This is a genomic window from Tatumella citrea (genome assembly GCF_002163585.1).
Classification (GTDB): Bacteria; Pseudomonadota; Gammaproteobacteria; order Enterobacterales; family Enterobacteriaceae; genus Tatumella; species Tatumella citrea.
In genome coordinates this window covers 4260694-4286499 of sequence record NZ_CP015579.1, presented here as the reverse complement: position 1 = coordinate 4286499, position 25806 = coordinate 4260694, and the positions used below count along the sequence as shown (strand labels likewise).

Genomic DNA, 25806 nt, shown 5'->3' with positions numbered 1-25806 from the left:
CAGCGGGCAGTAGCCCGCTGAGTTACTGGAGCTGAAGTGCCAGCAACGGCCAACGGGTATCGAAATCGGCGGTTGGCCGAAAACGAAATTCTGAACGCACATAACGTGACAGTAAGCCTTCGCAAAATGCCAGCAACTGGCTTGCCAGCAGAGTTTCATCCGTCCTGAAACCTTCACCCTCACGCAATTTTTTCTCTCGCATCACCAGACGAAGCTGCACTTCTATCCTTTCGAACAGCTGATTAATTCTGTCCTGCAGGCGATCCTGTTCAAACATCAATGCATGTCCGGTCAGGATGCGGGTCAGCCCCGGATTACGCTCACCAAATCCCAGAATAAGTTGTACGATCAGCTTTAAGCGCGTGAGCGTCTCCTTTTCGTCATTCAGGATAAGATTGATGCGGGTAATCAGACTGTCTTCAATAAATTCGATCAGACTGTCAAACATTTTGGTTTTGCTGGGAAAGTGACGATACAACGCCGCTTCCGATACCCCGACATTTGCTGCCAGCTTGGCGGTGGTGATGCGTTGGCTGCCATCGCCTGACTCGAGCATTTGTGCCAGTGCCTGCAAAATTTCTTCACGACGATTCCGTTTCGTGTTCTTTTTTTCTGCCATGACCTTAAAGACCCCTGAAAATCACCTTAAAATGCTGTACCCGTTACTGATACTGGTAGTGCATCTGTTGGTTAGCGGCACTTTCCTGCGTCGCTAACCATGCGCACAAAAGTTCCGGCCTCTGTCGCCACAGAGCGACGGGCCGGAAGATGCAAAGGTACAGAAGTTGATGCTGATTAATTACTGCCGGCCTGAGTGGCCAAAGCCACCCTCACCACGATCTGTGGTAGTAAACTCTTCCACCAGATTAAATTCCGCCTGAACCACAGGGACAAACACCAGCTGTGCAATACGGTCACCAGGCTGAATGGTAAAAGAGTGTTCGCTACGGTTCCAGGCAGATACCATCAGCGGTCCCTGATAGTCAGAATCAATCAGCCCGACAAGATTTCCCAGAACAATGCCATGTTTATGGCCCAGACCGGAACGTGGCAATATAACGGCAGCCAGTTGTGGATCAGCGATATAAATCGCCAGCCCGGTGGGGATCAGACGGGTTTCACCGGCAGCAAGCACCAGAGGCTCATCAATACAGGCACGTAAATCCAGACCGGCGGATCCGCTGGTGGCATAGGCCGGCAGTGGAAACTCTTTTCCAACCCGGGGGTCGAGGATCTTAATGTCTATTTTTTTCATCATAAAGGCGGACTATCTCGTCTAATAATTGCTGGCCAAGGAGCTGTTTATCGCTAAGCGGTAACACTTTATCTCCCTCCTGCCAGAAAAGGTGAAGCGCATTCTTGTCGCTGTTAAAGCCTTGTTCCGACAGCGACACATCATTTGCGCAGATTAAATCCAGCTGTTTTCGTATTCTTTTCTGCCGGGCGTATTCTTCCACATTACGGGTTTCAGCCGCAAATCCGACCACATAAGGGCGATTCTCTGTCAGAGCGGCAACCCCGGCAACTATATCCGGATTTTTGATTAGCTGAAGAGTCAGTGAGTCATCACTTTGTCCCTGTTTTTTCATCTTTTCACTGGCAACCATTGCCGCACGATAGTCGGCCACAGCTGCGCTGCTGATGAAAATATGCTGGTCATGAATAGCAGACATGACAGCATGCTGCATTTCAAGTGCAGTAGTCACATCGATGCGTTTAACGCCAGCAGGGGTAGGCAATGACACCGGACCGGTCACCAGAGTGACCGTGGCACCACGGGATTTTGCCGCTTCAGCAATAGCGAATCCCATTTTACCGGAGCTGTGATTAGTCAGGTACCTGACAGGATCCAGTGGCTCACGAGTCGGACCCGCAGTGATCATAATTTTCAGATGTTGCAGGTCTGTGACAGGCACAGCCAGGCGGATAGCATGGCGAACGATCTCTTCCGGGTCAAGCATTCTTCCCGGCCCTACGTCCCCGCAGGCCTGGCTGCCGCTGTCTGGCCCCCAGACGGCTATCCCATATTTTTCCAGCTTACTGATATTTTCACGCGTGATTGGGGAACGGTACATTTGCTGGTTCATGGCCGGTACAACAGCCACCGGAGCTGCAGTTGCCAGACACGCCGTGGTGACCAGATCATTTGCCATTCCGTGGCTGATACGCGCAATGATATCTGCGGTCGCAGGGGCGATAATCACAAGATCAGCCCATTTTGCCAGTTCAATATGTCCCATGGCTGCTTCCGCAGCTGGGTCCAGCAGATTGTTGAAGACCGGATAGCCACTCACGGCCTGCAGACTCAGCGGGGTAATAAACTCTCTGGCTGCATCGGTCATCATTACTCTGACATCGGCACCGCGGTCACGCAGGCGACGCACCAGCTCCGGTGTTTTGTAAGCAGCAATGCCGCCGCTGACTCCCAGCAGAATTTTTTTACCGTCTAATTCCATCATTTACGCCTCATTTGTTGAGTCCGGTGCCGTTTACCCTGGCCCGACCCTGACATTTTATCATAATCGCCGTCTGGCAAAACCGCCATTGCGCGTAGAAGCTATTCAGCTTTGTGACTTGTCCGCATAAAAATGCGCAGGTATCCGGCAACCGGATGAGGATTCCCGTAAATCTGTCAGTGGTGATGTGATGCCGGTTGAATGCGGCAATTACTGCGATAGAAAATGCCGGGAGGGGCGGGGATACTGGAGATTGTTCAGGGAGAAAAAAGTTATGGAACAGTTACGCCCCAGAGAGAAATTAATCAGGCATGGTGCAGAAGTGTTAACCGATACTGAATTGCTGGCCATCTTTCTACGGACCGGTCTGGCCGGTATGGGAGTGATGGCATTGTCAGAAACACTTTTAAAACGGTTTGGCTCGTTATATGCCCTGATGAGTGCAGAGGAAGATGATTACCTGGCCGTACGTGGCATCGGGAAGGCCAAAATGACGCAATTGCAGGCGGTTGCGGAATTAGGAAAGCGCTATTTTCAGGCTCAGATAGAGACTGGAAACCTTCTGGAAAGTCCGCAGAACACCCTCAATTATCTGTCCAGTCAGCTGGCTCATCAGGAGCGTGAAATTTTTGTGGTGATCTTTCTTGATAACCAGCATCGGGTGCTGTCTGTACAAAAAATGTTTTCGGGTTCTTTGAATTCTGTGGAAGTCCATCCCCGGGAAATCGCCAGAGAAGCACTAAAATTCAATGCAGCGGCATTAATTCTGGCGCATAATCACCCATCCGGTCATGCCGAGCCCAGCCTTGCTGATAAGGAAGTGACCGGGCAAATTCAGAAAGTCTGTATGTTACTTAACATACGACTTTTAGATCATCTGGTGATAGGTAAGGGCGAGTACGTCTCCTTTGCTGAGCGTGGCTGGTTATAGTATAAAAACTAGCCAGTCAGTGGCATTGCCAGGTGAAAATAATCATTTTTTAATCGATCCCGGGAGATCTTTATCTGTTCGGGACTTGAGCGTTTGAGCCACAGAGCGTATACTACGCCACCTTTGAGAATCTCGGGTTTGGCGTTTAGGCCTGCTCAGCGGGTTCACATAGAACTCGCCTGGATGGGTTAAAAGCCTGACGAGGCGGCCAGAACCTAAGTACAAAGCTCGAGCTGATTTGATTTTTGGAGATATGACATGTCACGAGTCTGCCAAGTAACTGGCAAGCGCCCGGTGAGCGGAAACAACCGTTCCCACGCACTGAACGCGACGAAACGCCGTTTCCTGCCTAACCTGCACTCACACCGTTTTTGGGTTGAGAGCGAAAAGCGTTTTGTTACCCTGCGTGTATCTGCTAAAGGTATGCGTGTAATTGATAAGAAGGGCATCGATTCTGTTTTAACAGATATGCGTGCCCGCGGTGAGAAGTACTAAGGAACTAAATCATGGCTAAAGGTATTCGTGAGAAGATCAAGCTGGTTTCTTCTGCTGGTACAGGTCACTTCTATACCACTACGAAGAACAAACGTACTAAACCAGAGAAACTGGAACTGAAAAAGTTCGATCCGGTTGTACGTCAGCACGTAGTATACAAAGAAGCCAAAATTAAATAATTTTGGTATTCTGAAAAAACCCGGCTTCGGCCGGGTTTTTTGTTTTCCGGGACTGCCAGCCATTATCCAGCACTAAGGAACTGTGATGCCTGAATTACCTGAAGTTGAAACCAGTCGCCGTGGTATAGAACCACACCTGGTCGGTGCCACGGTATTACATGCAGTGGTGCGTAACCCACGGTTGCGTTGGCCAGTATCGCCGGAAATCCTGTCATTAAGCGATCAGCCAGTGTTAAGCGTGCAACGACGCGCAAAATACCTGCTGCTGGAGCTGCCACAGGGATGGATTATCATCCATCTGGGCATGTCAGGCAGCCTGAGAGTGTTGGCAGAAGAGCTACCTGCAGAGAAGCACGATCATGTTGATTTGGTTCTGAGCAATGGGAAAGTGCTGCGTTATACCGATCCCCGGCGATTTGGTGCCTGGTTATGGGAAACGGATTTAGCTTCCAGCCGTGTGCTTGCACATCTGGGACCGGAACCCCTGAGTGATGAGTTTTCTGCCCGGTGGTTACAGGAAAAATCACAGCGTAAGCGTATTCCTGTCAAACAATGGCTGATGGATAACAAGCTGGTGGTTGGGGTTGGGAATATCTATGCCAGCGAATCGTTGTTTGCTGCCGGAATTTTGCCTGACAGGCTGGCCTGCCAGTTGAGCGAAGAAGATGCACAACGGCTGGTGAAATGCATTAAGCAGGTACTGCAACGTTCAATCGAGCAGGGCGGGACCACATTACGGGACTTTTTGCAAAGTGATGGCAAGCCCGGATATTTCGCCCAGGAACTTCAGGTTTATGGTCGGGCAGGCGAACCATGCCGGCATTGCGGTACGGCCATTCAAAGTGGCAGACATGGACAACGCAGTACTTACTGGTGCCCTCAGTGTCAGAAATGATATCTCACGGGGTGAGTTTTGCCAGCAAAGCCTGACACACGGTTCCGGTAACAAAGCCGGAAACATCCCCGCCATGACGGGCGACTTCTTTGACCAGTGATGATGAGACAAAAGCGTAGGCTTCGGCCGGGATCATAAATACGCTTTCCAGTCCTGGCAGCAGATGATTATTCATCTGCGCCAGCTGTCGTTCGTAATCAAAATCAGACACCGAACGTACACCCCGGATTAAAACATTTGCCTGTTGTTGCCTGGCAAAATTTGCCATCAAATCGCCGAACCCGAGTACCGTGACATTGGGCAGGTGCGACGTCGCCTGCTGCGCCAGCGCAATCCGTTCATCAAGACTGAACATGGGTTGCTTGGTGTTGTTGCGGGCGATAGCCAGAATAACCTGATCGAATAACCTGGCTGCACGGGTAACAATATCCAGATGCCCTAATGTCAGTGGATCGAATGTTCCGGGATAAATAGCTCGGGTTGTCATAATGGTTATTGCGCCTCTGACGATTTTGTTTTGTTTAATGCCCAGAGTATGGCGTATTTATTGAACGTATACTGAGCATTGACCAACGCAAGCACCCAACCCTGGGTGCCGTCGAGAACTCCTGCTCTCAGAATAGCTGTTTTTAGCCACGCTGCCACTGTGTGGCTGTAGACGGAAAACAGGCTACAGGAACGACCCTGAGTGAAACGCTGAGCTGCCCATGCATTGGCATAAGCCAGTTGCTTTTGCTGAAAATGATGCAGATCGCGACAGGTTAAATGTTTTAAATCTCCGGATAACCGGACCACACTGGCGCCGGTATGCTCCAGGGATTCATGGACAAGGTGGCTGTTATAGTGAAAGCGTGTCGGATACAAGCGCGTAACGCGGTCCGGATACCAGCCACTGTGGCGCATAAACCGTCCCAGAAACCAGTTACTGCGGGCAATACTGTAAACTTTGTCCGGTGCCGCGGGTTGTTGCAACACCTTTTCTATAGCATCGCGTAATTCAGGGGTTACTCTTTCATCTGCATCGATCATCAAAATCATATCGCCGCTGGCATATTGCTGTGCATGCTGGCGTTGCAGGCCGTAACCCGGCCATTGTTCACTGTAAAATACTTTAGCTCCGGCCTGACGGGCAATTTCTCCGGTCTGATCGGTGCTGCCGGAATCCAGGACAATGATTTCATCAGCCCACGCAACAGACTGCAGGCAATCCGGGAGTAACTCAGCCTCATTTTTGGTGATCATTACCACCGAAAGTCTTTGGCGTGTGCTCATCAGTGTGTCCGTGGCGGGAGGTTAGGTTCAAGTAGCTCCAGCAGTCGCTGCAATGCTCCCTGATTCTGCCGTAAAACCTCTACAGCATGATGGCCATAATAGCGACGGTAGTCGTCATCCTGTATCAGGGTGCTGACTTCTCTGGTCAGTGACTGGCTGTCAGTCACTGTAATCAATCCCTGAGCTTCCTCGAGCTTGCTGCAGATATCTTTAAAATTCCAGGTATGAGGTCCCATCAATACCGGAATTGCATGTGCTGCGGGTTCCAGAGGATTATGCCCCCCACGCTCTGTCAGACTACCACCAACAAAGGCCAGGTCTGCAATACCGTAGAGCAGCATTAACTCACCCATGGTATCGCCAATCACTACCTGAGTATCGGCAGAAGGAACTTCTCCACTGCTGCGGCTGATAAAACTCAGGCCAGCCCGCTGAGTCAGTGATTTTGCATCAGCAAAACGTTCCGGATGGCGCGGGACCAGAATCAACAACAGGTCGGGAAACTGTTTCAGTAACTGACGATGGCTTTCCAGAATAATAGCTTCTTCCCCGTCATGGGTACTGGTTGCTATCCATACCGGGCGGTGTGGTGCCCACTGGCTACGCAGAGTTATCGCTTTGGCAGCCAGTTCCGGGGTGACTGAAATATCAAATTTCAGGCTGCCGGTCACTGCAAGGTGATTGCGCTTTAATCCCAGAGCCACAAATCTTTCACCATCCTCGGCATTTTGTGCTGCGATCAGTGTGATACTTTGCAGCAATTGCTGCATAAATCTTCCCAGTTTTTGGTAACCCCGGAATGAGCGTTCAGAGAGTCGGGCATTGGCTATGACCAGCGGGATTTTGCGTTGATGCAGAATATGAATCAGTCCCGGCCAGAGTTCGGTTTCCATGATGATCATCAACCGGGGACGGACGGTGTTCAGAAACCGGTGTGTGGCTCCGGGTAGATCATAAGGCAGGTATACATGGTCTACATCTTTACCAAATGCTGATTGTGCCCGCTCTGAACCGGTCGGTGTCATGGTCGTCACGGTGATCGGTAGCGAAGGATAGCGATATCTTAATGCTCTGACCAGCGGGACGGCTGCCAGTGTTTCTCCGACAGAAACCGAATGTAAGACGATACCCTCAGGTCTGACTTTGCCTTCGCAAAATCCATAACGTTCCGCCCAGCGTTTACGGTACGCCGGTGCTTTACGACTGCGGATAAGTAATCGAACCCAGATAAAGGGCTGAATCAGGTAGAGCAGAGTCTGGTATACACGCAACAGCATTTTGTGAATATCGGCTTGGAATATTGCGGCAATGGTAGCATAAATGTAACTGTTTAAGCACGTAACAGACGGATAAACCATCCTGCTTCAAACCGTTAGCCTGACGGGGAATCCAGCCTGCTATTCTCCCGTCATAAATGCGAATTTCACATCACTAGGCGGACAATAATTTTTCGTAGAGCCGGAACAACTGTTCAGAAAGATGTGCCGGAGTGTAAGGCAGAATAGTTTGTCTCGCCAGTTGCCCCATCGGTGAAACCGGACCATTGGCAGGTAACTTTTTTATGGCCAGAATTAATGCCGGGATATCCAGAGCATCCGTCACGAATCCATTTTCTCCGGGGCGAATAAATTCAGCACCGCCACAGTGAGTACTGGTAATCACTGGCAGTCCGCAGGACATGGCTTCAAGAATGACATTCGGGAAAGGGTCATATAACGTCGGTAGCAATAAACCGTCTGCAAGCTGATAAAACGGCAGCGTCTGTGGCTGCATACCAACAAAGTGAACCCGCTGCTCACATCCCAGGGAGCTTGCCAGCTGCTGATACTGTTGCTCAGTTTTATCACGCCCCACAACCAGCAAATGACTGTCGGTCGCGGAAACGGCCTGGATTGCTGCCCTGAGTCCTTTCCGTTCAAAACCTGAACCGACAAAGATCAGGCAGTGAGCCTGCTGTGGTATGGAATGCTGCTGCCGTAAGGCTTCTCGTTGTGAAGAGTCTGCCGGGCAAAATTTGTGATGATCGATAGCATTGTAGATGACATGTATTTTTTCGGCTGGCAGCGAAAAGTCTTCGATTATTTCGCGTTTCACCATTTCAGCATTACAGATGACAGCTTTCAGATGAGGCGAGGTATACATTTCACGCTCGGCTTGCATCACATAACGATGATAGCGATCAGCCATTAACCTGCGTTGCTGCCAGCGCGGTAAAATGCGTGAACGCTGCAACAACCAGCGCTTATGTACACCATCTCCGGCACGGTAAATATCACATCCGGCAATACGCTCATGGCTCTGAACAATATCAAACCCTTTATGCTGCCAGAGTTTACGGGCGGCTTTAGCAAATCCCTTTTCACGGCTGATCCGACCCCATTTCATTGGGTTGCAGATATGAATATGCCAGTCAGGATTGCTGTCACCCTGCCACTGGCGGGTAATGACATTCAGTTCCATATCTTTGTGATCCAGGGCTTCCAGAGCCCGTGAGACAAAGCGTTCGGCGCCGCCGTCCGGTCGGTATTTCTGACGAACGATTGCCAGACGTATTTTTTTCATTTCAGCAGATCCTGTGCCGGGGTGAGAACAGCCTGAACCGGAATTAAATCCAGATAGCGTTCGTCGGTATCTGTTTTAATATCATCCGGATGAGGTAACGGGCCAAAATCTCCGGCCCACAGTACGGTTCCTCTGCCTTCCCATGGATGCCAGAGAGTGAGTTTGGAGGGACCGAATAGTGCAACATAAGGAGTATTCAGTGCCGCAGCCATATGCATCGGCACCGAATCAACACCAATAAATAATGCAGCATGATCGATCAGTGCAGCCAACTGAGGCAGTGTCATTTTTCCTGCCAGAGAAACGATATGGTCACCTTTGCTCATTGACTGTATCCGGCTCACCATTTCTGTCTCAGCATGGTCCGGGCCAGATGTCAGAACAACTGAATAGCCTTCCGCAGCCAACTGCGTGATAAGACTGGCCATTTTTTCTTCTGACCAGCATTTAAAAAACCAGCGTGATGTAGGATGGATCACGATATACCGCGCTGCTACCTGTTGTTCTGCCAGTAATTGCTGAATAAATTCATGATCTGCCGGAAGATAACTCATCATTGCCCGGGTATTGATATGTGGCAGGTGTAGCGGTTTTAGCAGGGAAAGATTCTGTTCGACGGTATGTAACTGCTCATGATCGGTGACAGGGACCAGTTGGGTGTGACACTTTTTCCACAGTATGCCTTTGCGTTTAGGGTAATCAAAACCGAGACGTTGTCTGGCACCGGTAAAACGGGTGAGTAAGGCGCTGCGCCACTGGTCGGCAAGATTAATGACTAGATCATAGTTCTGTGCCCGGAGCGTGCGAAGTAAACGCCATTCATGGCCAATATGGCGGCGTACGCCCTGTTTTTTCCAACGACGATCGATAAAAAAGCAGTGTGAGATTAGCGGATGATTGACCAGCATTGGCTCAGTTTCTTTATACAGCAGAACATCGATTTGGGCGTCAGGATAATTATCGTGCAGCGATCCGATAACCGGAGTTATCAGCAGCATGTCACCATGATGGCGCAATTTAATAATCAGTATTCTCTGCGGAGATAAAGCTGATACTGGCGTATGACTCATACTTGTCACTTATGTTAAATTTAAATAACTCAGGCCCTGGAGATCAGGTAGTCCCAAACCAGAGAGATCCGGTTTCTGTGCTATTTTCAGACCCGGATTTTTGCGGCAAGTTCGGGTCTGGCATATTCAGAATGTATTACTGATGATTAACGCAACGTTGAATCATTTTTGAAACCGCCACACTGTAACAAATAAAAATGAATGTGGGGTGAAATATGCAGGTGAAGTCCTATAGCTGTCTCTGAACTGTATGGCGTGCAGGTTGACGGGTTATTCACAGATTATTGGGGCTTTATCTGTCGTTGCCGAATTTTTTACCCCTGAAAGGGTCTGTATAACAGTGCAAATATGACGCGCGCACAAAACAACCGACAGCTATGACAGGCATAGTGGTACTATGTGACGGATTGTGCCGTCCTGCGAAGTGCGATTTTTCTTTATACTGAAGCGCCGTAGCACAGAAGCCCCGTGGATTCCGGGGATGGCAGGATGACTGTTTCTTTGCATCTGATTTCACTTGATTTTTTTTCGCCGGTTTACACTATCAGGAACAAGCTAGTTAAAAATGAGAGAAAGTAAGAAGAGAAAAATAGGGTTAGTGGATGCCTGGCTGGGGCTTTTCTATCGTCGGTCACTCAGTACAGCAGAGAAAAGAGAGCAACTGCCTCAGCAGGAGTTTCGTTCTATTCTGGTGTATTCCACTACTGCGTTGGGGGATTATATGTTCAATACCCCGGCGCTTCGGGCCATCCGCCAGCGTTATCCGGCAGCACATATTGTTCTGGTTGCACATCCCAAATATAAACAGTTACTCACCCGGCGTGATTTCTACGATGATGTGTTGTTCTGGAATAACAAGTTTGGCTCGATAACCCAATTTTCTCGTCAGGCGAAACGTTTTTCTCCGGAATTAGCGGTAATGCTGCATTCTCATCTTCCTTATGATGTGATAAGCGCTGCTATGAGTGGATGTCGCTATCTGGTGCGAGATAATTACGGTAAAGAAATTGGCAAAATGTCCCGTTGGCTGACCTACGGGCTTGATCAGTTTCCCGGCCATATTATTGCCCGAAAAATGGAACTGGCATCAGCTCTGGGATGTGCCAGAGATAATGTTGATATGGCCGTACCTTGCGATTATAAACCCATTGATAAACAGCCCGGAACGTTTCGGGTTGGCTTTCAGCTGGGAGCATCAACCAGTATTCGTTGCTGGCCGCCTCGCTATTTTGCCGAACTGGCCGACAGAATTGTTCAGCAGTTTCCGGGAAGTGAAATTGCATTAATCGGATCGCCTGCGGAAACAGGGCTTGCTGAGCAGGTTCTGGCATGCGTAAACCCTCAAACGACCGACGCGATCACCAGCTATGTCGGTAAAACCAGCCTGCCAGAGCTGTTAGGTGTTATCTCTTCAATGGATATCCTGGTTACTGGCGATACCGGGCCATTACACCTGGCCCTTGCCCTGAAAACACCTACCCTCAGCCTGTTTGTAACGGAATCGCCGGAAAGCAGCGGTCCATACCAGGATCGCCATTTGCATCGGTATGTCTATCTGCCAATGAGTGATCCACGGGTTACCGACAAACAGGAACCATTGAAAGCTATCCCGGTCGATGATGTTTTTACCATGCTCTGTGAGATGAAAACCTCGTTACAGGCTTCTGTCTGAAAGATCTGCCAGCGCAGGGCTGGCAGGTTAATATCCGAAGGCTTACTTATTCGTGTTTTCTGCGGTGATCAGGTTCAGGTAGCGACGACAAATAGTGTCTAACTGATAATGACTCACAACCTGTGGATCAATGGTGACCGGATGACTGTCTGTCTGCTGCATTGTTGCTGCCAGAGATTCAGCCGTCAGTTCGGCCAGCCCGGCGGCCAGATTGCCAGTGAGAATTTCGGGTGGCCCGCCAGGGCAACGGGTACTGACGACCTGGGTACCGCATATTAGTGCCTCCACCAGTACATTACCAAAGCCTTCACTGTCAGAACTTAGAACCAGCATCCGGGCATTTTTGATCCAACTATAAGGATTGCTGTGAAATCCCTCGAAAATAACTCGTTCGGCGATATTGAGCTCACGGGCAAGTTGTTTCAACTGTTCGGTACGTTCTGCATTGCCTTCACCTAAAAGTACCAGTGGCCATCTCAGGCCGCTCAGGGCGTAGGCTTTTAGTAAGCGATCGTGACGCTTAACTTCGTGAAAACGCCCGACATGTAACAGGAAACTTTTTTCCGGTAGAGAGAGCGGTTCAGCGGCGAGGGTCAGAATGGCATTGAAATCGAAAGGGTTTGCGATCACCTGCTGGTTTGCAGGGGTGACCGAAAAATGCCGGCAGAGGTCATCGGCTACATAGCGTGAAACCCCAATAATGTTACGTTGCTGATAAACCCTGTGAATTTTTTTTGCTTTCAGCCAACGTGAGAAGCCGGTACGGTGTCCAAGGTAGGAACCAGAGAAGACACCATGCAGGCAGAACCAGGTTTTTCGCGGATCGATGGCCTGGCTCCGACGAACAATCCGGTCGGTTTTATGTAAATGAGAGATCACCAGATCGGCTGAGCCATGTTGTGAAACCAGTTGGCGGAAGGCCTTATCCAGCTGCCCGGCACGACGTGAAAGCTCGGTCAGTTTTCTCCAGGGACTACGGGAAGTATCGGCAATCACCCGGTAATCAATACCTTCTGGTAGTGTATAATTACAGACATCGCGTAACGAAAGCAGTGAGACCCGATGCCCAAGAGCCAGCAGACCCTGGCTAAGGGTGATAACTACTTTTTCAGCGCCGCCTCCGGGCAAACCATCAATAATCATTACGATATGATGCTGTGACACTGTTGATATCCTTTTACTGTGAAGGCGTTAACTGATCGCCGCGGGCTGAGGGGGCCGTTACAGATACAGACCGGCGCTCCTGTGAATGTATGCAAAAATAACAGAAAACCTTCAGGTAAACATCAGAGATAACCCATGACCAAACCGGCTTTCCTTATCACAATCGATACTGAAGGTGACAACCTTTGGCAAAATCACCGTAAGATCACCACGGATAACACCCGATTTTTGCCGCGTTTTCAGGCGTTATGTGAAAAATACCAGTTTAAGCCTACCTGGCTGACAAATTATGAAATGGCAAGCGACCCTGCCTACGTTGAGTTTGCCAGCGATGTGGTTGCCAGAAATCAGGGGGAAGTAGGGATGCATCTGCATGCCTGGAACAGCCCCCCGGAACAACCGCTGACTGAAGATGACTGGAAATGGCAGCCTTACCTGATTGAATATCCTGATGATTTACTGAAAGCCAAAGTCCGGTTTATGACCGAATTGCTGGAAGAGTCTTTTGGTACGCCTATGCGCAGCCACCGCGCTGGCCGCTGGGCGTTTGATCAGCGTTATGCCGCGATACTGAGTGAACTGGGTTATTGTGTCGACTGCTCAGTGACTCCTCGTGTTAACTGGCGTTTTAATCAGGGAGCTCCGCAGGGCAACGGTGGAACGGATTATACCCATTTCCCGGATCAGGCGTATTTCATTGATCCGCAAGATATTTCCAAACCTGCATCCCGGGGGCTGCTGGAAGTTCCCATGAGTACAGATTACAAACACTCTCCGTTAGTTACCCGCTTAAAGCAAGGCGTGGATAAGCTCAGAGGCCGGCAACGGGCTCCTTCGGTCTACTGGCTGCGCCCATCCAGAGATAATTTGCCGGCGATGAAGCGGGTGGTAGAGAAAAACTTAGCCACAGGGGGAGATTATGTAGAATTTATGCTGCACTCCTCCGAATTTATGCCTGGCGGCAGCCCGACATTTAAGACAGAGGCAGATATTGAGATGCTGTATGAGAATCTTGAGCAATTGTTTGAATGGCTCAGTTCCCGAACCCGTGGCATGACATTGTTTGAATATTATCAGTATTACGTCGAACGTCATCCACCGGCATCTTAAACTACAGGGCCGGTATTCCAGACGGGATAATGCCTGCTCAGTTTTTGCCATTGGCTGACAGACCACAATCTGGCATTTCTTACCGATTGTGGTTTCGATTTTCCAGACAAGGCTGATTTTTTGCTGAGTGTTTAAGGTTATGCTGATTTTCCCCGGATAAAATACCAGTCTCAGTCTTTGCCGGGCGCACCTGCCCTGGCAGCCCTGAATTTTGACTGCAACCAGGTAACCGTATTGAAATGAATACTCTTTTTACTGCTATTTCCTCCCGAATCTCCGGGATGACCGGAGGAAAAACAAGTCATCGCCTGTTGCCGGTGTGCTGTTTTTTTCTCGTCTGTGTATCAGTTATTTTTACGCTGGTGGATTCATCACTTTCCAGAAACTGTTTTTTTATCGCCGGTTATATCGCGCTGGTAGTTTTTTGTCTGAATATTCGCCAGTTCCGCCATCCTTTAACCTCTGTTTCACTGATGCTGTTGCTACTGGCATTGGTAAAAGTCATCTGGTTTCTGGTTTTTTACGGGGATGCGGCAATAGCAAATATGTATAACGCACATATGCAGGCAGGAAAACGCTTGTTTTTCGTCGTTCTGATCATGGTTTGCCTGACAAAATATCGCCACGTTCTTCCGGACAAAACCTGGATGTTCAAAGCGGTGTTCTGGCTGGCATTTCTGCTTACGTCGGTGATTGGTGTTATCCAGGTAGCCAGAGGCATGGACAGGATTGAATTTCATAATACCAGGGCAACTGATGCATCTTATATGTATTCATGCATCAGCCTGACTCTGGCTTTTCTGCTGTTGTCCCGTGAGTCATTACGAGGGTATGTACTGGCTTTTGCTGTCTTTCTGAGTTCTTACTGGCTGGTTCTGCATACCGGTACCCGTTCTACAATGGTGCTGCACCCGTTAATTTTTCTGGTTTGCCTTCTGTTCAATTCCCGCTCCCGGTACAAGTTCCGAATCGTTCTGGCGGCGTTGCTGGCAATGGTTTGTCTGATGTTCGCCTTTAAAGGGGAAGTGACTGACCGTGTACATTCTACCAGCAGTGATTTGAGTGTTTACCTGAAAAGTCATGGTAATGATGCGACTTCGCTGGGCACGCGGTTGGCTATGTGGCAGGTCGGTCTGGCCGTTTTTGAACAACATCCCTGGGGGATGAGTTTAGAACAGCGTTTTGCCTATATGAGCCGGTATGTGGATCAACACAACACTGATAAATCGGCCCTTGATTATGCGATGGTGCATTTGCATGATGAAAGTATTGAAACGGCAAGTCAGCAGGGAATTATCGGGCTGGTAGTACTTTGGGGACTATATCTGGTGATACTGCGCCAGAGCATCAGGCAGAAAAACACACTGCTGCTGCTGACGCTGTTATGTCTTATCGGATATGGTCTGACCGATGTGTTACTGATTAGCCGGGAGCAGACCATATTTTTCGGGTTAATGATTACGCTGTCATGTCTTTATACACCTCGTTGGCCTGATCAGAGCCAGCCTGAGGAGTAAGATATTTATGCAATGCGGCGGAGAGGTCCCGGGGATCTATCTCCGCAACACTCTGCTTATCGGTGATGATTTGAGTCGAGGGCTGAAAGTTTGGTGCCCAGACTTTGTTGTTGATTAATCCACCATCGATAATTTTACTTTTATACAGTGCGATAAGTGGAGTCTGGTAAGCGCAGGCCACATGTACCCAGGATGTATCAGGTGAAATGATAAGCTTTGCATGTTGTACCAGCACCACGGCACTCCAGAATGAAGGTATCGGGTTTTTTATGACGGGTGCCGGCAACTGCAAAGCGGCCAGAGGTGCAGGCGGGCCAATGACTACCACCTGCAGTTGCGAGTCTGCTTCACCAATCATGTTTGTCAGTGTGACAACTTGCTGATGTGACAAGGTACGATCGTTACCTGCCGCAAAAGGGTTTATCACCACGAATTGCTGTGAGTTAAGTGTATGGATAAATTCCATCGCTTTCTGTTGTCCGGCTTCAGGCACCGCAAGCTGGTATTGGTAGTGGTCTGAAGGTAAACCGAACAAGGCTAATACCCGCTTATAACGACATGTGACATGCTCATCCAGTGCAGGGGCATCAATATTCAGATCATAACGATAAAAGGCAGATTTATTAAAGCCGAGAGTATGTCGGGCATTGATCAGGCTGATAAAACTGTAATAAACCGGTGATAAATAATCACCAAAGTCGATCACCATATCATAGTTGCGCCGACGCAGTTGCCAGGCGGCCTTCAGAATCTTTCCAGTTTTACGGGGATAAAGCAGAATATTGTTTACCTGGGGCATCGCCTCAGCGATAAAGGCATTATCTTTTCCGGCAACAACATCCACGCAAATGCCGGCAGCGTGCAGTTGGCTGAACAGTCCGGTTGAGACAATCATATCGCCAATTTTGTTGTCATCCCGCAGAATCAGCACTTTTTTTATTCTGGTCAAATCCAATGCTGTCCGGCGGCTGGCGGTATCAAAGAGTAACCGTACCAGTTTTAACTTTAGCTGACGAAGCAGATGGTTCTTTTGCCGGTTCCAGTATTTTATTTTTTTCCACATCATCATCAACCGTTTTAAATGAAAGTCAGATAACTGTCAGCTACCGGCAGTTTGTTCGGTACTGCGGGCCGGCTATTGTTCACTGATTCAGCAACAGCTGGATCTGCTGATCAACCTGTTCTGCTGATATATCACCCATGCTATCGCTGCTTTCCGGACGCAGGGCTAACTGATTTTTACCATAGCCACCAATCAGGCCGGGATCGGTTGGGCCATAAAGTGTGATATTTGGTCTGTCCAGGGCAGCAGCCAGATGGCTCAGACCGGTATCGACTGAAACAACGATTTTTGCTCCTGCCAGTTCACGGGCTACTTCAGCCAGCGTTAGTCGCGGTAATACGGTTACCTGCGGGTTTCCTTCTGCCAGTCTTACGGCTCGCTGATATTCAGCGTCGGTACCCCAGGGTAGTTTTACGCAGTAATCACGCCCGGTGACCTTGTTAATTAATTCGCGCCAGTGTTGTTCAGGCCAGTGTTTATTATCGCGGGTGGTGGCATGCAGAAATACCATATAACGCCCGGCATCAGCAGGCAGATCGTGGGTAAAGTGCCCGGCGATAGCATAGTCTCCGCGCGTGGCCGGTTTCTCATACCCCAAACTTTTCGCAAACAGATCACGAATGCGTTCAACAGCGTGTTGTTGCTGTTTAATCGCATGGCGTTTGTCATACCACCAACAGGCAAAAGGCTCCCTGACACTGTTTTTGTCAGCACCATGCTTTTCACCATGTGCCAGCCGGGTGACCAGAGCTGCGCTTTTAATCAGCCCCTGGGCATCGATAATAATATCGTACTGGCGCTGGCGAAGCTTTTGCTTAAAAAGGAAACGCTCTTCCCGCTGTTGGATACCAAACCAGTGTTTACGCCAGCGACGAATAGCAATGGGTAACACCTGATCAACTGCCGGGTGCCAGCCAGGGATTTGGCTAAAATTTTCTTCAACTACCCAGTCAAAACGTATTCCCGGAATTGCCTGCATGGCATCGGTCAGTGCCGGAAGAGTATGAATTACATCCCCCATGGAGGAAGTTTTAACAATCAGGACCTGCATTCATTCTCCTGCGGAGGGGTCAGTAATAAGTTCAGTTCATCCATAACACGCGCAGGTTTTATATCAATCAGACTCTGATGATAACCGAGGTCTGCTTCGCCTTTTCGGACTTTGTGATAGCCGGTAATCAGGCGAATCACCCGGGCCTGATTGGATAATGGCGGGGTGAAATCGGGGCTGCTGGGCCCATACAATGCCACTAAAGGACGATGTAAAGCTGCGGCAATGTGCATCAGACCAGAATCATTACTTACTACCGCGGCACAGCTGGCGAGTAAAATGACCGCCTGCTCTAGTCGGGTTTTACCGGCCAGGTTGTGGCAAAACGGTGTGTCATCGGTATCGAGGCTGTTGAGGATGTCTTCACCGGTTTCATGGTCTTTGTCTGAACCAAACAACACGACGCTGTATCCCCTGGCAATCAACTTTTGTGCCAGAGCGGCATAATGATAGTGAGGCCAGCGTTTGGCTGGTCCAAATTCAGCTCCCGGGCAGAATCCAATCAACGGCCGGTCTGACGACAATGAGAACAGACTGGCTGTTTCTGTTTTTTCTGCTTCGGTGACGCTGAGTTGTGGCCATAACAACGGACGGGGCAGAGCTGCTGCCGTTGTTATTTCTCCGGCCGGGTAGGCCAGGGCAACGTAACGCTCTACCATTAAAGGGAATGCCGGTTTGTTTAGCACTCTGGCATCGTTCAGTAAGCCATAGCGCATTTCTCCCCGCCAACCAATGCGTTGTTTAATTCCGGCGAAAAAAGGGATCAGTGCTGATTTAAAGGAATTTGGCAGCACATAGGCCCGATCATAATGATTATCACGCAGTGAATGGCCTATACGGCGGCGTTCACTGATAGCCAGTGAACCATGGCCAATGGGCATCGCAATCGCCTGACTGACTTCAGGCATCCGGGATAATAACGGCCGGCACCACGCCGGGGCTATCACATCGATGATAGCCTCCGGGTATTGCGCTTTCAGCGTGCGATAAAGGCTTTGAGACATCATCATATCGCCAACCCACGAAGGGCCGATCACCAATATTTTCATCGCCGGAAAGTCTCTTATGCTTTGTTGTTCAGCCACGCCATATATTCGGTCACGCCTTCTGCTACCGTTTTAAACGGCTTATCGTAACCGGCAGCACGCAGGTTACTAAGGTCGGCCTGAGTATAAGCCTGATAGCGACCTTTCAGTTTTTCAGGGAACGGAATGTATTCCACCTCGCCTTTACCGTGCCAGGCCAGAACAGCATCCGCAACAGCCTGGAAAGATTCAGCCCGGCCGGTACCACAGTTATAGATGCCGGAAACGTTGTTTTCCCAGCACCACAAGTTAACCGCGGCAACGTCCTGTACTGAGATGAAATCCCGCTGGAAGTTTTCACTGCCGGCAAACAGTTTCGGGTTTTCACCGTTAGTGATTTGCGTGTTCAGATGGAAGGCAACGCTGGCCATGCTACCTTTATGGCCTTCCCGCGGGCCGTACACGTTAAAATAACGGAAACCGCAAACCGGGGATTCGGCTTCAGGCAGGATGCTGCGAACATATTGATCGAACAGCATTTTTGAGTAGCCGTAGACATTAAGAGGTGCTTCGTACTGGCGCTCTTCGATAAAGTTATCATTCCGGCCACCGTAAGTTGCAGCAGAAGAGGCGTACAGGAACGGAATCTGGCGGTCCAGGCAGAAGTGCAGCAACTCCTTTGAATACTGGTAATTGTTATCCATCATATACTTACCGTCCCACTCAGTGGTGGACGAGCAGGCACCTTCATGGAAGACCGCTTCAACAGGGCCGAAATCATCACCTGCCAGTACGCTGACAAGAAACTCTTCTTTATCCATGTAATCACTGATATTCAGGTCAGCAAGATTGGCAAATTTAGTACCATCTTTCAGGTTATCTACGACCAGAATGTCACTATGTCCGCGATCATTGAGTGCTTTTACAATATTGCTGCCGATCATGCCGGCGCCACCAGTAACGATAATCATAAGCGTACCTTTAAGTGAATACGTGAAGTATGGAATGCCACGTTTATATCGGGCGATCATACCATTTCAGACACCGTAAAGGCAGGGTATGTTCTCGCTGAAACCTTGCTTCAGTCGATCTGCTACACATTTTTTCACTATGATGATGAAAGGTTTACCTGAAAAGTACACGCAGGTCAGAGGCTGGAGGGAAAAGTGAGACGGGTATATCTGATTGTTGTTGTATGGAGCGCCATCTTTTCCTGACGAAAAAGATGGCCGCAAGGTTTAAAAGATGGCTTTTAAATCCTTGATAAACTGACTGTTTTTGATGGTGTTATAAATAATTTCAATGCCTTTTGCCGGTACCAGTGGTTTCGGTGGTGACTGAGTATGGCATTGTGCAGCCAGGGCTGATCCGCTCAACGGTTTTTTCACCGGAGATGATGGTGTCTTAACTGGTTGTGTATCCGATGAATGAACACTCTCATTCAGTAACTGGCTTGGGCGAACCAGTGTGATATCAGCAGGCAGGTGTGCCAGCATCTGTTGCAGCACTCTGACTGTCGTCGGATGAGGATGGCCTATGGCTATCGCTGAACCATCACGTTCGGCCAGTTTGACGGCGCGAAGAAACTGCTGACGGATATCAGCTTCATTCTGCGTGTCGTCAAGAAAAACTTTTCTTTTTAATACTTTAACCCCGGTTCCCTGAGCAGCTTTTACTGACTGGCTGTTGCCAATGGTCATACTGTCCAGGAAATAATAATTATAGTGGCTTAGCACCTGCATCACTTTAATCATGCCAGGCAAACTGGAGGTCATCTTGCTGCCCATATGATTATTCAGGCCAACTGCGTAAGGGACATGGTTTGCCGCTAGCTGAATAATTCTGGCGATTTCTGCGCTGCTCATGTCCGGAGTCAGGGTGTTCTTTTCCAGCGGTTGCTTGCTGAGAGGAGCCATTGGCAGATGAATCAGCACTTCGTGGCCTGTCTGATGTGCTTTAACGGCCATTTCATGGGCATGAGTCGCATCAGGCAATACCGCAACTGAGATGGCGGCAGGCATCTGTAATACCTGATTTTCTTCTTTTGGCCGGTAGCCAAAATCATCGATGACGATAGCCAGCTTACCGGCCGATGCCGCCTGACAGACAAGTAATGTACTGATAACAGTGGCAATCTTTAAACGATATAACACATTATCTTCCTAACCAGCTGATGGGGTTGACGGCCTGACCCTGGCGGCGAATTTCAAAATACAACGATGGAACGCCTCTTCCGCCACTGGTCCCGACCAGTGCAATTGGTTGCCCGGCTCTGACCTGAGCTCCGACATTGACGAGGGCACTCTGGTTATAACCATACAGGGTCATATCCCCTTTCCCGTGCTCAATGACGATGACCAGCCCGTAACCCTGCAACCAGTCTGCCATCAGAACACGTCCGTCGGCGATAGCTCTGACTTCAGTACCTTCCGGGGCGCCGATCACTAATCCTTTCCAGCGTAGTTCACCTTGCAGTGTTTCACCAAACCTGTGTAACAGTTTGCCTTTTACCGGCCATGGGTACTGGCCTGCCGGCCTTCCCAGCCCCCCGGTTCTGGCTATCAGTTCCTGCTCACCTTCGGTCGGCCGGTAGGTAGAACCTTTGGCCTGAGCTTGTGCCTGACGCTGCCTGACCTGTTCTGCTTCGCGGGCTTCCTGTTCTGCCCGTGCTTTAGCAGCCTGCTCTGCGCGGGCAATTTTCGCCTGCAACCGGCTTTCGTTCTGGCGCATTTCAACTAAATCCGCCTGATCTTTTTCCAGAGATGACTCGAGGATACTGAGGGTTTTTTGCCGGGCCGCTTTAGCCTGCTGTAATTTGGCCTGCTGAGCCTGTTGCTGAGTGAGCAAACCTTGTTGTTGCTGTTGTTTCTGTACCAGGACCCCTTTTTTCTCTGCCAGTTCTGCACGGGTCTGTTTCAGAGATTCTATGTTCTGTTGGCGAGCCTGGTTCAGATAAGTGAAGTAGGTAAGTATCCGATCGTTTCTCTGACCTGCGGCACCACTCAGAAGCAGTTCAATTCCGCTGTGCTGGCCCTGGCGAAATGCAGCATCCAGTTGTTGTGCCAGTAAATCCTCTTCCCGGGTCTGGCGTTTCTCCAGTGCACTAATTGAACGGGTCAGAGCCGTGATGTCGCGGTTTATACCATTCAGGATAGTTTGGGTTTGCCGTAATTGTCTGCTGGCCTGAGCGATGGCTTTTTCCTGGCTTTGCAGTTGGTCCAGCAAATTACTGCGCTGAATTTTCTGCACACGGACGCTTTGCTCTTTATTAGCAATATCCTGCTGTATTGATTTAAGTTGTGCTTTGTTATCGTCAGCGGCATGTAGGGCAAAAGGCAAACACAAAATGCCCGCATACAGCAGACCGGAGGCCAGTTTTGGCAATTCCCGGCCCCGGTGGCGGTGCAGAGTTGCAATGTCTGGCGAAATGCAGGTAACAGGCTTTTTTTTCGTCATAGGGCGCTGATTATTTCACGATGCATAGTTGCTTTCCAGCCTCGCCGCAGGGATTTATAGTTTGTATCAGGCATTAATGGCATAATCAGACAACAGGTAAGGGAAGAGTGTCGAATTCCGGCATTTGCCTGGTAAAATGACGGATAAATCACGCCTTCAGGTGTTTAGTGTCTGTACATGCCAGGCTGCGCAGGTATACTCAGAACCCTTATATTATCTTATTTTTGTCCGGTCTGGAGTTGTTACCCCTCATGCAAGATTATATGGAATTTGCACACAATCACCTGGTCCTGTGTCTGGCCTGGGTAGTTTTATTAGTACTGGTGATTGTTACTACTTTTAAGGGGCTGTTTTCTAAAGTTAAAACTGTCAGTCGTGGTGAAGCGACTCACCTGATTAACAAACAGGATGCAGTGGTTGTTGATGTACGCTCCCGCGATGATTATCGCAAAGGTCATATTTCAGGTGCTGTAAATCTGGCTGCAGCAGATATCAAAAAAGGCAATCTGGCTGAGATTGAAAAATTTAAAACCCAGCCGGTTATTGTGGTCTGTGCGACCGGACAGTCTGCCGGTGAAGCCGCCAGCCAGCTGTCTGCCGCAGGATTTGTTAATGTTTCAGTATTAAAAGACGGTATCAGTGGCTGGAGCGGTGAAAACCTGCCGCTGGTTCGTGGTAAATAATTCATCAGAGGTGCTGACAATGGCAACAATCGATATTTACACTAAGCAGACCTGTCCTTTTTGTCATCGTGCTAAAGCACTGTTACAACAAAAAGGTGCAGCGTTTAATGAGATTGCTATTGATGGTGACGCGGAGAAACGTGCGGGTATGATCGAACGCAGTGGTCGCAGTACGGTACCTCAGATCTTCATTGACGGAAAACATATTGGTGGTTGCGATGACCTGTATGCCCTTGAGGCACAACACGGTCTGGACCCTTTATTGCAAGCCTGATGCTCAGGTGAAACAAATTTCAACTTAACAGGACCAAGTACCATGTCAGAACAAAATAACAGTGAAATGACTTTCCAGATCCAACGTGTTTACACAAAAGATATCTCTTTTGAAGCGCCAAATGCACCTCAGGTTTTCCAGAAAGAGTGGGAACCTGAAGTTAAGCTGGACCTGGATACTGCATCCTCACAACTGGCAGACGGTATTTTTGAAGTCGTGCTGCGCGTTACCGTCACCGCGACTGTAGGTGAAGATACAGCTTTCCTGTGTGAAGTTCAGCAGGCTGGTATCTTTACTATTGCTGGTATTGAAGGGACTCAGCTGGCGCATTGCCTGGGTGCATACTGCCCGAACATCCTGTTCCCTTATGCACGTGAATGTATTTCTGGTCTGGTTTCCCGTGGCACATTCCCGCAACTGAACCTGGCTCCGGTCAATTTTGATGCATTATTCATGAACTACCTGCAGGAACAAGAAGGTAGTGCTTCACAGGAAGCCTGATGAATAGCCGTAGTCATTCTGTCAGTGTGATCGGTGCCGGTTCTTACGGCACTGCTTTGGCCATTACGCTGGCTCGTAATGGTCATCCGGTCGTTTTGTGGGGACATAACCTACAACATCTCCAGCGATTGCAGGCCGACCGTTGTAATACGGAATTCCTGCCGGACGTGCCTTTCCCCGATAATCTGGTGATTGAACCCTCTCTGACCTCCGCTATTGCCGCCAGCCAGGATATTCTGGTGGTGGTTCCAAGCCATGTGTTTGGTGAGGTGCTCAGTCAGATTAAGCCTTGCCTGGAAGCTGATTCCCGGCTGGTATGGGCAACCAAAGGGCTGGAACGAGAAACCGGAAGATTGCTGCAGGTTGTTGCCAGAGAAATTCTTGGCGAGACTATTCCTCTGGCGGTGATTTCAGGGCCGACATTTGCCAAAGAACTGGCTGCAGGTATGCCAACAGCCATTGCTCTCGCGTCCACCGAGCCGGTTTTTGCCGAGGCGCTGCAGCACAAGCTGCATTGTGGTAAGAGTTTCCGTGTCTACAGCAATCATGATCTGATCGGCGTCCAGTTGGGCGGTGCGGTCAAAAATGTGATTGCGATTGGTGCCGGTCTCTCGGATGGTATTGGCTTTGGTGCGAATGCCAGAACGGCATTGATCACCCGGGGACTGGCTGAGATGAGCCGACTGGGGGCTGCATTAGGCGCAGATCCTGCGACTTTTATGGGAATGGCAGGGTTGGGTGATTTAGTTCTGACATGTACTGATAATCAGTCACGCAATCGTCGTTTCGGCATGCTGCTGGGCCAGGGTAACAGTGTGACGGATGCTGAAAAAAGCATCGGCCAGGTGGTAGAGGGTTACCGTAATACCAAAGAAGTAAAAGCATTAGCCGCCAGAGCGGGTGTCGAAATGCCAATTACTGAACAGATTTTTCAGGTACTCTACTGCGGAAAACCGGCCAGAGAGGCCGCACTTTCACTGCTGGGACGTGAAAGAAAAGATGAAAAAGAGACTCTCTGAATTTATCTTTGTTTTAACAGCCATGAAACTTATGCAGGCGCCTGACAGGGCGCTTTTTTATCGGGAGTGTAGTCATGTCGTCTGAAGAATTAGCACAAATCTGGGAAAGTATTATTGCTGAAGCCAGAAGCCTGGCCGAAGGTGAGCCAATGCTGGCCAGTTTTTTTCATGCGACACTCCTTAAACATGAAGATCTCGGTAGTGCTCTGAGTTATATGCTGGCCAATAAGCTGGCAAATCCGATTATGCCTGCCATTGCTATTCGCGAAATTGTTGAAGAAGCTTATCGTAAAGATCCGGCGATGATTCGTTTTGCCGCCAGAGATATTACTGCGGTAAGTCAGCGAGATCCTGCGGTAGATAAATATTCAACACCGTTACTCTATCTGAAAGGTTTTCATGCGTTGCAGGCTTACCGTATTGGCAACTGGCTATGGAAAGAGGGGCGTCGGTCTCTGGCTGTCTATCTGCAAAATGAAATCTCGGTCTCTTTTGGCGTTGATATTCATCCGGCCGCAACCATTGGCTGCGGCATTATGCTGGACCATGCCACAGGGATTGTGGTGGGAGAGACAGCAGTTATCGAGAATGATGTCTCGATCCTGCAGTCCGTCACACTGGGCGGGACAGGTAAAACCTGCGGCGATCGTCATCCTAAAATACGGGAAGGCGTCATGATTGGTGCCGGCGCTAAGGTATTAGGCAATATTGAGGTCGGCCGTGGTGCAAAAATTGGTGCCGGCTCTGTCGTTCTGCAACCCGTTCCACCACATACCACTGTGGCGGGTATCCCGGCGCGCATCGTTGGCCGTCCGACCAGTGAAAAGCCTTCAATGGATATGGATCAGCATTTCAATGGTGTGATTGCCGGATTTGAATTTGGAGACGGGATTTAAACCCGCTTCGGGGGAAGTCGGTCCCCCGGCCGTCTCATGGCGTTATCGGACCAGTGCCCCTTCATAGCCAAGTTGTCGCCAGGCTTCATAGATAACTACGGCAACAGAGTTCGACAGATTCATACTCCGGCTTTCCGGCACCATCGGAATGCGTATTTTCCGGGTGGCAGGTAAGCTATTGAGGATATCTGCCGGTAAGCCCCGGCTCTCCGGACCAAACATCAGATAATCGCCCGCCTGCCAGGCCACGGCACTGTGCGCCGGAGTACCTTTAGTGGTAAGCGCAAATAAGCGTTCGGGCTGTTCACTGTCAATAAATGCCTGATAGTTGGCATGTCGGCGTACCGAAGTAAATTCGTGATAATCCAGCCCGGCACGGCGCAAACGCTTATCGTCCCAGGTAAATCCCAGGGGTTCGATGATATGTAAGGAAAAACCGGTATTAGCGCACAGGCGGATGATATTGCCGGTGTTAGGTGGAATTTCAGGTTCAAATAAAACGATATTGATCATAT

At 49.5% G+C, this 25806-nt stretch carries 28 protein-coding genes; 12 read left to right on the top strand and 16 right to left on the bottom strand.

Going from position 1 to position 25806, the window contains the following annotated elements:
• Nucleotides 1-22: 22 nt before the first annotated feature.
• The 3 genes from slmA to coaBC form a co-directional block, all read right to left on the bottom strand.
• Nucleotides 23-619, bottom strand: coding sequence for a nucleoid occlusion factor SlmA (slmA, locus tag A7K98_RS20300; RefSeq protein WP_038016030.1), 597 nt, complete (start codon nt 617-619; stop codon nt 23-25).
• 180 nt (nt 620-799) lie between these two features.
• Nucleotides 800-1258, bottom strand: coding sequence for a dUTP diphosphatase (gene dut, locus A7K98_RS20295; RefSeq protein WP_169715424.1), 459 nt, complete (start codon nt 1256-1258; stop codon nt 800-802).
• Complete coding sequence (gene coaBC, locus A7K98_RS20290; protein ID WP_169715443.1) at nt 1236-2456, bottom strand: bifunctional phosphopantothenoylcysteine decarboxylase/phosphopantothenate--cysteine ligase CoaBC; 1221 nt, start codon at nt 2454-2456, stop codon at nt 1236-1238. Before coaBC ends, dut begins: the two co-directional genes overlap by 23 nt.
• A 274-nt stretch (nt 2457-2730) precedes the next feature.
• On the opposite strand from coaBC, the gene radC reads away from it, so the two are divergent.
• The 4 genes from radC (at nt 2731) to mutM (ending at nt 4956) form a co-directional block, all read left to right on the top strand.
• Complete coding sequence (gene radC / locus A7K98_RS20285; protein ID WP_087490156.1) at nt 2731-3387, top strand: RadC family protein; 657 nt, start codon at nt 2731-2733, stop codon at nt 3385-3387.
• 258 nt (nt 3388-3645) lie between these two features.
• Complete coding sequence (gene rpmB / locus A7K98_RS20280) at nt 3646-3882, top strand: 50S ribosomal protein L28 (RefSeq protein ID WP_038016020.1); 237 nt, start codon at nt 3646-3648, stop codon at nt 3880-3882.
• A gap of 11 nt (nt 3883-3893) precedes the next feature.
• Complete coding sequence (gene rpmG / locus A7K98_RS20275) at nt 3894-4061, top strand: 50S ribosomal protein L33 (RefSeq protein WP_002436700.1); 168 nt, start codon at nt 3894-3896, stop codon at nt 4059-4061.
• An 85-nt stretch (nt 4062-4146) separates the two neighbouring features.
• Nucleotides 4147-4956: a bifunctional DNA-formamidopyrimidine glycosylase/DNA-(apurinic or apyrimidinic site) lyase gene (gene mutM / locus A7K98_RS20270; RefSeq protein ID WP_087490155.1), complete on the top strand. Its 810-nt coding sequence runs from the start codon at nt 4147-4149 to the stop codon at nt 4954-4956.
• A gap of 4 nt (nt 4957-4960) precedes the next feature.
• Here the strand turns inward: mutM and coaD are convergent, their stop codons facing one another.
• The 5 genes from coaD to rfaQ all read right to left on the bottom strand — a co-directional run bounded on the left by coaD (nt 4961) and on the right by rfaQ (nt 9860).
• Nucleotides 4961-5443 carry a pantetheine-phosphate adenylyltransferase gene (gene coaD / locus A7K98_RS20265; RefSeq protein WP_087490154.1) on the bottom strand — a complete coding sequence of 161 codons (483 nt, stop codon included), beginning with the start codon at nt 5441-5443 and terminating at the stop codon, nt 4961-4963.
• Nucleotides 5444-5448: 5 nt separating this feature from the next.
• A complete protein-coding gene (locus A7K98_RS20260; protein WP_087490153.1) occupies nt 5449-6228 on the bottom strand; it encodes a glycosyltransferase family 2 protein in 780 nt (259 codons plus the stop codon).
• On the bottom strand, nt 6228-7505 hold the full coding sequence (waaA, locus tag A7K98_RS20255; RefSeq protein WP_087490623.1) for a lipid IV(A) 3-deoxy-D-manno-octulosonic acid transferase: 1278 nt from the start codon (nt 7503-7505) through the stop codon (nt 6228-6230). Before waaA ends, A7K98_RS20260 begins: the two co-directional genes overlap by 1 nt.
• 154 nt (nt 7506-7659) lie before the next feature.
• On the bottom strand, nt 7660-8790 hold the full coding sequence (locus A7K98_RS20250; RefSeq protein ID WP_087490152.1) for a glycosyltransferase family 4 protein: 1131 nt from the start codon (nt 8788-8790) through the stop codon (nt 7660-7662).
• The gene (gene rfaQ, locus A7K98_RS20245; RefSeq protein WP_087490151.1) at nt 8787-9860 is read right to left on the bottom strand and encodes a putative lipopolysaccharide heptosyltransferase III; all 1074 of its coding nucleotides are present in this window, start codon (nt 9858-9860) and stop codon (nt 8787-8789) included. The genes A7K98_RS20250 and rfaQ overlap by 4 nt, the downstream gene beginning before the upstream one ends.
• Nucleotides 9861-10425: 565 nt before the next feature.
• Between rfaQ and A7K98_RS20240 the strand changes: the two genes are divergently transcribed.
• Entirely contained in the window at nt 10426-11532 is a 1107-nt protein-coding gene (locus A7K98_RS20240) for a glycosyltransferase family 9 protein (protein ID WP_087490150.1), read from the top strand.
• A gap of 42 nt (nt 11533-11574) precedes the next feature.
• Here A7K98_RS20240 and A7K98_RS20235 read toward each other — a convergent pair whose 3' ends face one another.
• A complete protein-coding gene (locus A7K98_RS20235) occupies nt 11575-12675 on the bottom strand; it encodes a glycosyltransferase (protein ID WP_087490622.1) in 1101 nt (366 codons plus the stop codon).
• Between the two features lie 156 nt (nt 12676-12831).
• Between A7K98_RS20235 and A7K98_RS20230 the strand changes: the two genes are divergently transcribed.
• Nucleotides 12832-13806 (top strand): polysaccharide deacetylase family protein, encoded by a 975-nt coding sequence (locus A7K98_RS20230; RefSeq protein WP_087490149.1) that lies wholly within the window; start codon nt 12832-12834, stop codon nt 13804-13806.
• A gap of 239 nt (nt 13807-14045) precedes the next feature.
• A complete protein-coding gene (locus A7K98_RS20225; protein WP_087490148.1) occupies nt 14046-15323 on the top strand; it encodes an O-antigen ligase family protein in 1278 nt (425 codons plus the stop codon).
• Here A7K98_RS20225 and A7K98_RS20220 read toward each other — a convergent pair.
• The 6 genes from A7K98_RS20220 to envC all read right to left on the bottom strand — a co-directional run bounded on the left by A7K98_RS20220 (nt 15265) and on the right by envC (nt 21918).
• The gene (locus A7K98_RS20220) at nt 15265-16272 is read right to left on the bottom strand and encodes a glycosyltransferase family 9 protein (RefSeq protein WP_157666033.1); all 1008 of its coding nucleotides are present in this window, start codon (nt 16270-16272) and stop codon (nt 15265-15267) included. The two genes, A7K98_RS20225 and A7K98_RS20220, sit on opposite strands and share 59 nt — an antisense overlap.
• A gap of 193 nt (nt 16273-16465) precedes the next feature.
• The gene (rfaC, locus tag A7K98_RS20215) at nt 16466-17437 is read right to left on the bottom strand and encodes a lipopolysaccharide heptosyltransferase RfaC (protein ID WP_087490146.1); all 972 of its coding nucleotides are present in this window, start codon (nt 17435-17437) and stop codon (nt 16466-16468) included.
• Nucleotides 17425-18486, bottom strand: coding sequence for an ADP-heptose--LPS heptosyltransferase RfaF (gene rfaF, locus A7K98_RS20210; RefSeq protein WP_087490145.1), 1062 nt, complete (start codon nt 18484-18486; stop codon nt 17425-17427). Before rfaF ends, rfaC begins: the two co-directional genes overlap by 13 nt.
• 14 nt (nt 18487-18500) lie before the next feature.
• Entirely contained in the window at nt 18501-19433 is a 933-nt protein-coding gene (gene rfaD / locus A7K98_RS20205; protein WP_087490144.1) for an ADP-glyceromanno-heptose 6-epimerase, read from the bottom strand.
• Nucleotides 19434-19700: 267 nt separating this feature from the next.
• Nucleotides 19701-20615: a divergent polysaccharide deacetylase family protein gene (locus tag A7K98_RS20200; protein ID WP_087490143.1), complete on the bottom strand. Its 915-nt coding sequence runs from the start codon at nt 20613-20615 to the stop codon at nt 19701-19703.
• Between the two features lies 1 nt (nt 20616).
• On the bottom strand, nt 20617-21918 hold the full coding sequence (gene envC, locus A7K98_RS20195; protein ID WP_087490142.1) for a murein hydrolase activator EnvC: 1302 nt from the start codon (nt 21916-21918) through the stop codon (nt 20617-20619).
• 251 nt (nt 21919-22169) lie between these two features.
• Here envC and A7K98_RS20190 point away from each other — a divergent pair, with 251 nt between their 5' ends.
• The 5 genes from A7K98_RS20190 to cysE all read left to right on the top strand — a co-directional run bounded on the left by A7K98_RS20190 (nt 22170) and on the right by cysE (nt 25291).
• Entirely contained in the window at nt 22170-22601 is a 432-nt protein-coding gene (locus A7K98_RS20190) for a rhodanese-like domain-containing protein (protein ID WP_087490621.1), read from the top strand.
• A gap of 19 nt (nt 22602-22620) precedes the next feature.
• Nucleotides 22621-22875 carry a glutaredoxin 3 gene (gene grxC, locus A7K98_RS20185; protein WP_087490141.1) on the top strand — a complete coding sequence of 85 codons (255 nt, stop codon included), beginning with the start codon at nt 22621-22623 and terminating at the stop codon, nt 22873-22875.
• A gap of 42 nt (nt 22876-22917) precedes the next feature.
• Entirely contained in the window at nt 22918-23376 is a 459-nt protein-coding gene (gene secB / locus A7K98_RS20180; RefSeq protein WP_038015971.1) for a protein-export chaperone SecB, read from the top strand.
• Nucleotides 23376-24395, top strand: coding sequence for an NAD(P)H-dependent glycerol-3-phosphate dehydrogenase (gene gpsA / locus A7K98_RS20175; RefSeq protein ID WP_087490140.1), 1020 nt, complete (start codon nt 23376-23378; stop codon nt 24393-24395). Before secB ends, gpsA begins: the two co-directional genes overlap by 1 nt.
• A 74-nt stretch (nt 24396-24469) precedes the next feature.
• Nucleotides 24470-25291 carry a serine O-acetyltransferase gene (gene cysE, locus A7K98_RS20170; protein ID WP_087490139.1) on the top strand — a complete coding sequence of 274 codons (822 nt, stop codon included), beginning with the start codon at nt 24470-24472 and terminating at the stop codon, nt 25289-25291.
• A gap of 42 nt (nt 25292-25333) precedes the next feature.
• On the opposite strand, the gene trmL is transcribed toward cysE, so the two are convergent.
• Complete coding sequence (gene trmL / locus A7K98_RS20165; protein ID WP_087490138.1) at nt 25334-25804, bottom strand: tRNA (uridine(34)/cytosine(34)/5-carboxymethylaminomethyluridine(34)-2'-O)-methyltransferase TrmL; 471 nt, start codon at nt 25802-25804, stop codon at nt 25334-25336.
• Nucleotides 25805-25806 lie beyond the last annotated feature (2 nt).

Excerpts from the sequence above, each read along its gene's own strand:
- mutM (WP_087490155.1), top strand. The coding sequence starts at position 4,147 with ATGCCTGAATTACCTGAAGTTGAAACCAGTCGCCGTGGTATAGAACCA.
- trmL (WP_087490138.1), bottom strand. The coding sequence starts at position 25,804 with ATGATCAATATCGTTTTATTTGAACCTGAAATTCCACCTAACACCGGC.
- A7K98_RS20225 (WP_087490148.1), top strand. The coding sequence starts at position 14,046 with ATGAATACTCTTTTTACTGCTATTTCCTCCCGAATCTCCGGGATGACC.
- slmA (WP_038016030.1), bottom strand. The coding sequence starts at position 619 with ATGGCAGAAAAAAAGAACACGAAACGGAATCGTCGTGAAGAAATTTTG.
- cysE (WP_087490139.1), top strand. The coding sequence starts at position 24,470 with ATGTCGTCTGAAGAATTAGCACAAATCTGGGAAAGTATTATTGCTGAA.
- rpmG (WP_002436700.1), top strand. The coding sequence starts at position 3,894 with ATGGCTAAAGGTATTCGTGAGAAGATCAAGCTGGTTTCTTCTGCTGGT.
- rfaF (WP_087490145.1), bottom strand. The coding sequence starts at position 18,486 with ATGAAAATATTGGTGATCGGCCCTTCGTGGGTTGGCGATATGATGATG.
- radC (WP_087490156.1), top strand. The coding sequence starts at position 2,731 with ATGGAACAGTTACGCCCCAGAGAGAAATTAATCAGGCATGGTGCAGAA.
- coaBC (WP_169715443.1), bottom strand. The coding sequence starts at position 2,456 with ATGGAATTAGACGGTAAAAAAATTCTGCTGGGAGTCAGCGGCGGCATT.
- gpsA (WP_087490140.1), top strand. The coding sequence starts at position 23,376 with ATGAATAGCCGTAGTCATTCTGTCAGTGTGATCGGTGCCGGTTCTTAC.
- A7K98_RS20230 (WP_087490149.1), top strand. The coding sequence starts at position 12,832 with ATGACCAAACCGGCTTTCCTTATCACAATCGATACTGAAGGTGACAAC.
- envC (WP_087490142.1), bottom strand. The coding sequence starts at position 21,918 with ATGACGAAAAAAAAGCCTGTTACCTGCATTTCGCCAGACATTGCAACT.
- A7K98_RS20250 (WP_087490152.1), bottom strand. The coding sequence starts at position 8,790 with ATGAAAAAAATACGTCTGGCAATCGTTCGTCAGAAATACCGACCGGAC.
- A7K98_RS20190 (WP_087490621.1), top strand. The coding sequence starts at position 22,170 with ATGCAAGATTATATGGAATTTGCACACAATCACCTGGTCCTGTGTCTG.
- dut (WP_169715424.1), bottom strand. The coding sequence starts at position 1,258 with ATGATGAAAAAAATAGACATTAAGATCCTCGACCCCCGGGTTGGAAAA.
- rfaC (WP_087490146.1), bottom strand. The coding sequence starts at position 17,437 with ATGCAGGTCCTGATTGTTAAAACTTCCTCCATGGGGGATGTAATTCAT.
- A7K98_RS20235 (WP_087490622.1), bottom strand. The coding sequence starts at position 12,675 with ATGATTATTGATGGTTTGCCCGGAGGCGGCGCTGAAAAAGTAGTTATC.
- grxC (WP_087490141.1), top strand. The coding sequence starts at position 22,621 with ATGGCAACAATCGATATTTACACTAAGCAGACCTGTCCTTTTTGTCAT.
- rpmB (WP_038016020.1), top strand. The coding sequence starts at position 3,646 with ATGTCACGAGTCTGCCAAGTAACTGGCAAGCGCCCGGTGAGCGGAAAC.
- A7K98_RS20260 (WP_087490153.1), bottom strand. The coding sequence starts at position 6,228 with ATGAGCACACGCCAAAGACTTTCGGTGGTAATGATCACCAAAAATGAG.
- waaA (WP_087490623.1), bottom strand. The coding sequence starts at position 7,505 with ATGCTGTTGCGTGTATACCAGACTCTGCTCTACCTGATTCAGCCCTTT.
- rfaQ (WP_087490151.1), bottom strand. The coding sequence starts at position 9,860 with ATGAGTCATACGCCAGTATCAGCTTTATCTCCGCAGAGAATACTGATT.
- A7K98_RS20240 (WP_087490150.1), top strand. The coding sequence starts at position 10,426 with ATGAGAGAAAGTAAGAAGAGAAAAATAGGGTTAGTGGATGCCTGGCTG.
- coaD (WP_087490154.1), bottom strand. The coding sequence starts at position 5,443 with ATGACAACCCGAGCTATTTATCCCGGAACATTCGATCCACTGACATTA.
- rfaD (WP_087490144.1), bottom strand. The coding sequence starts at position 19,433 with ATGATTATCGTTACTGGTGGCGCCGGCATGATCGGCAGCAATATTGTA.
- secB (WP_038015971.1), top strand. The coding sequence starts at position 22,918 with ATGTCAGAACAAAATAACAGTGAAATGACTTTCCAGATCCAACGTGTT.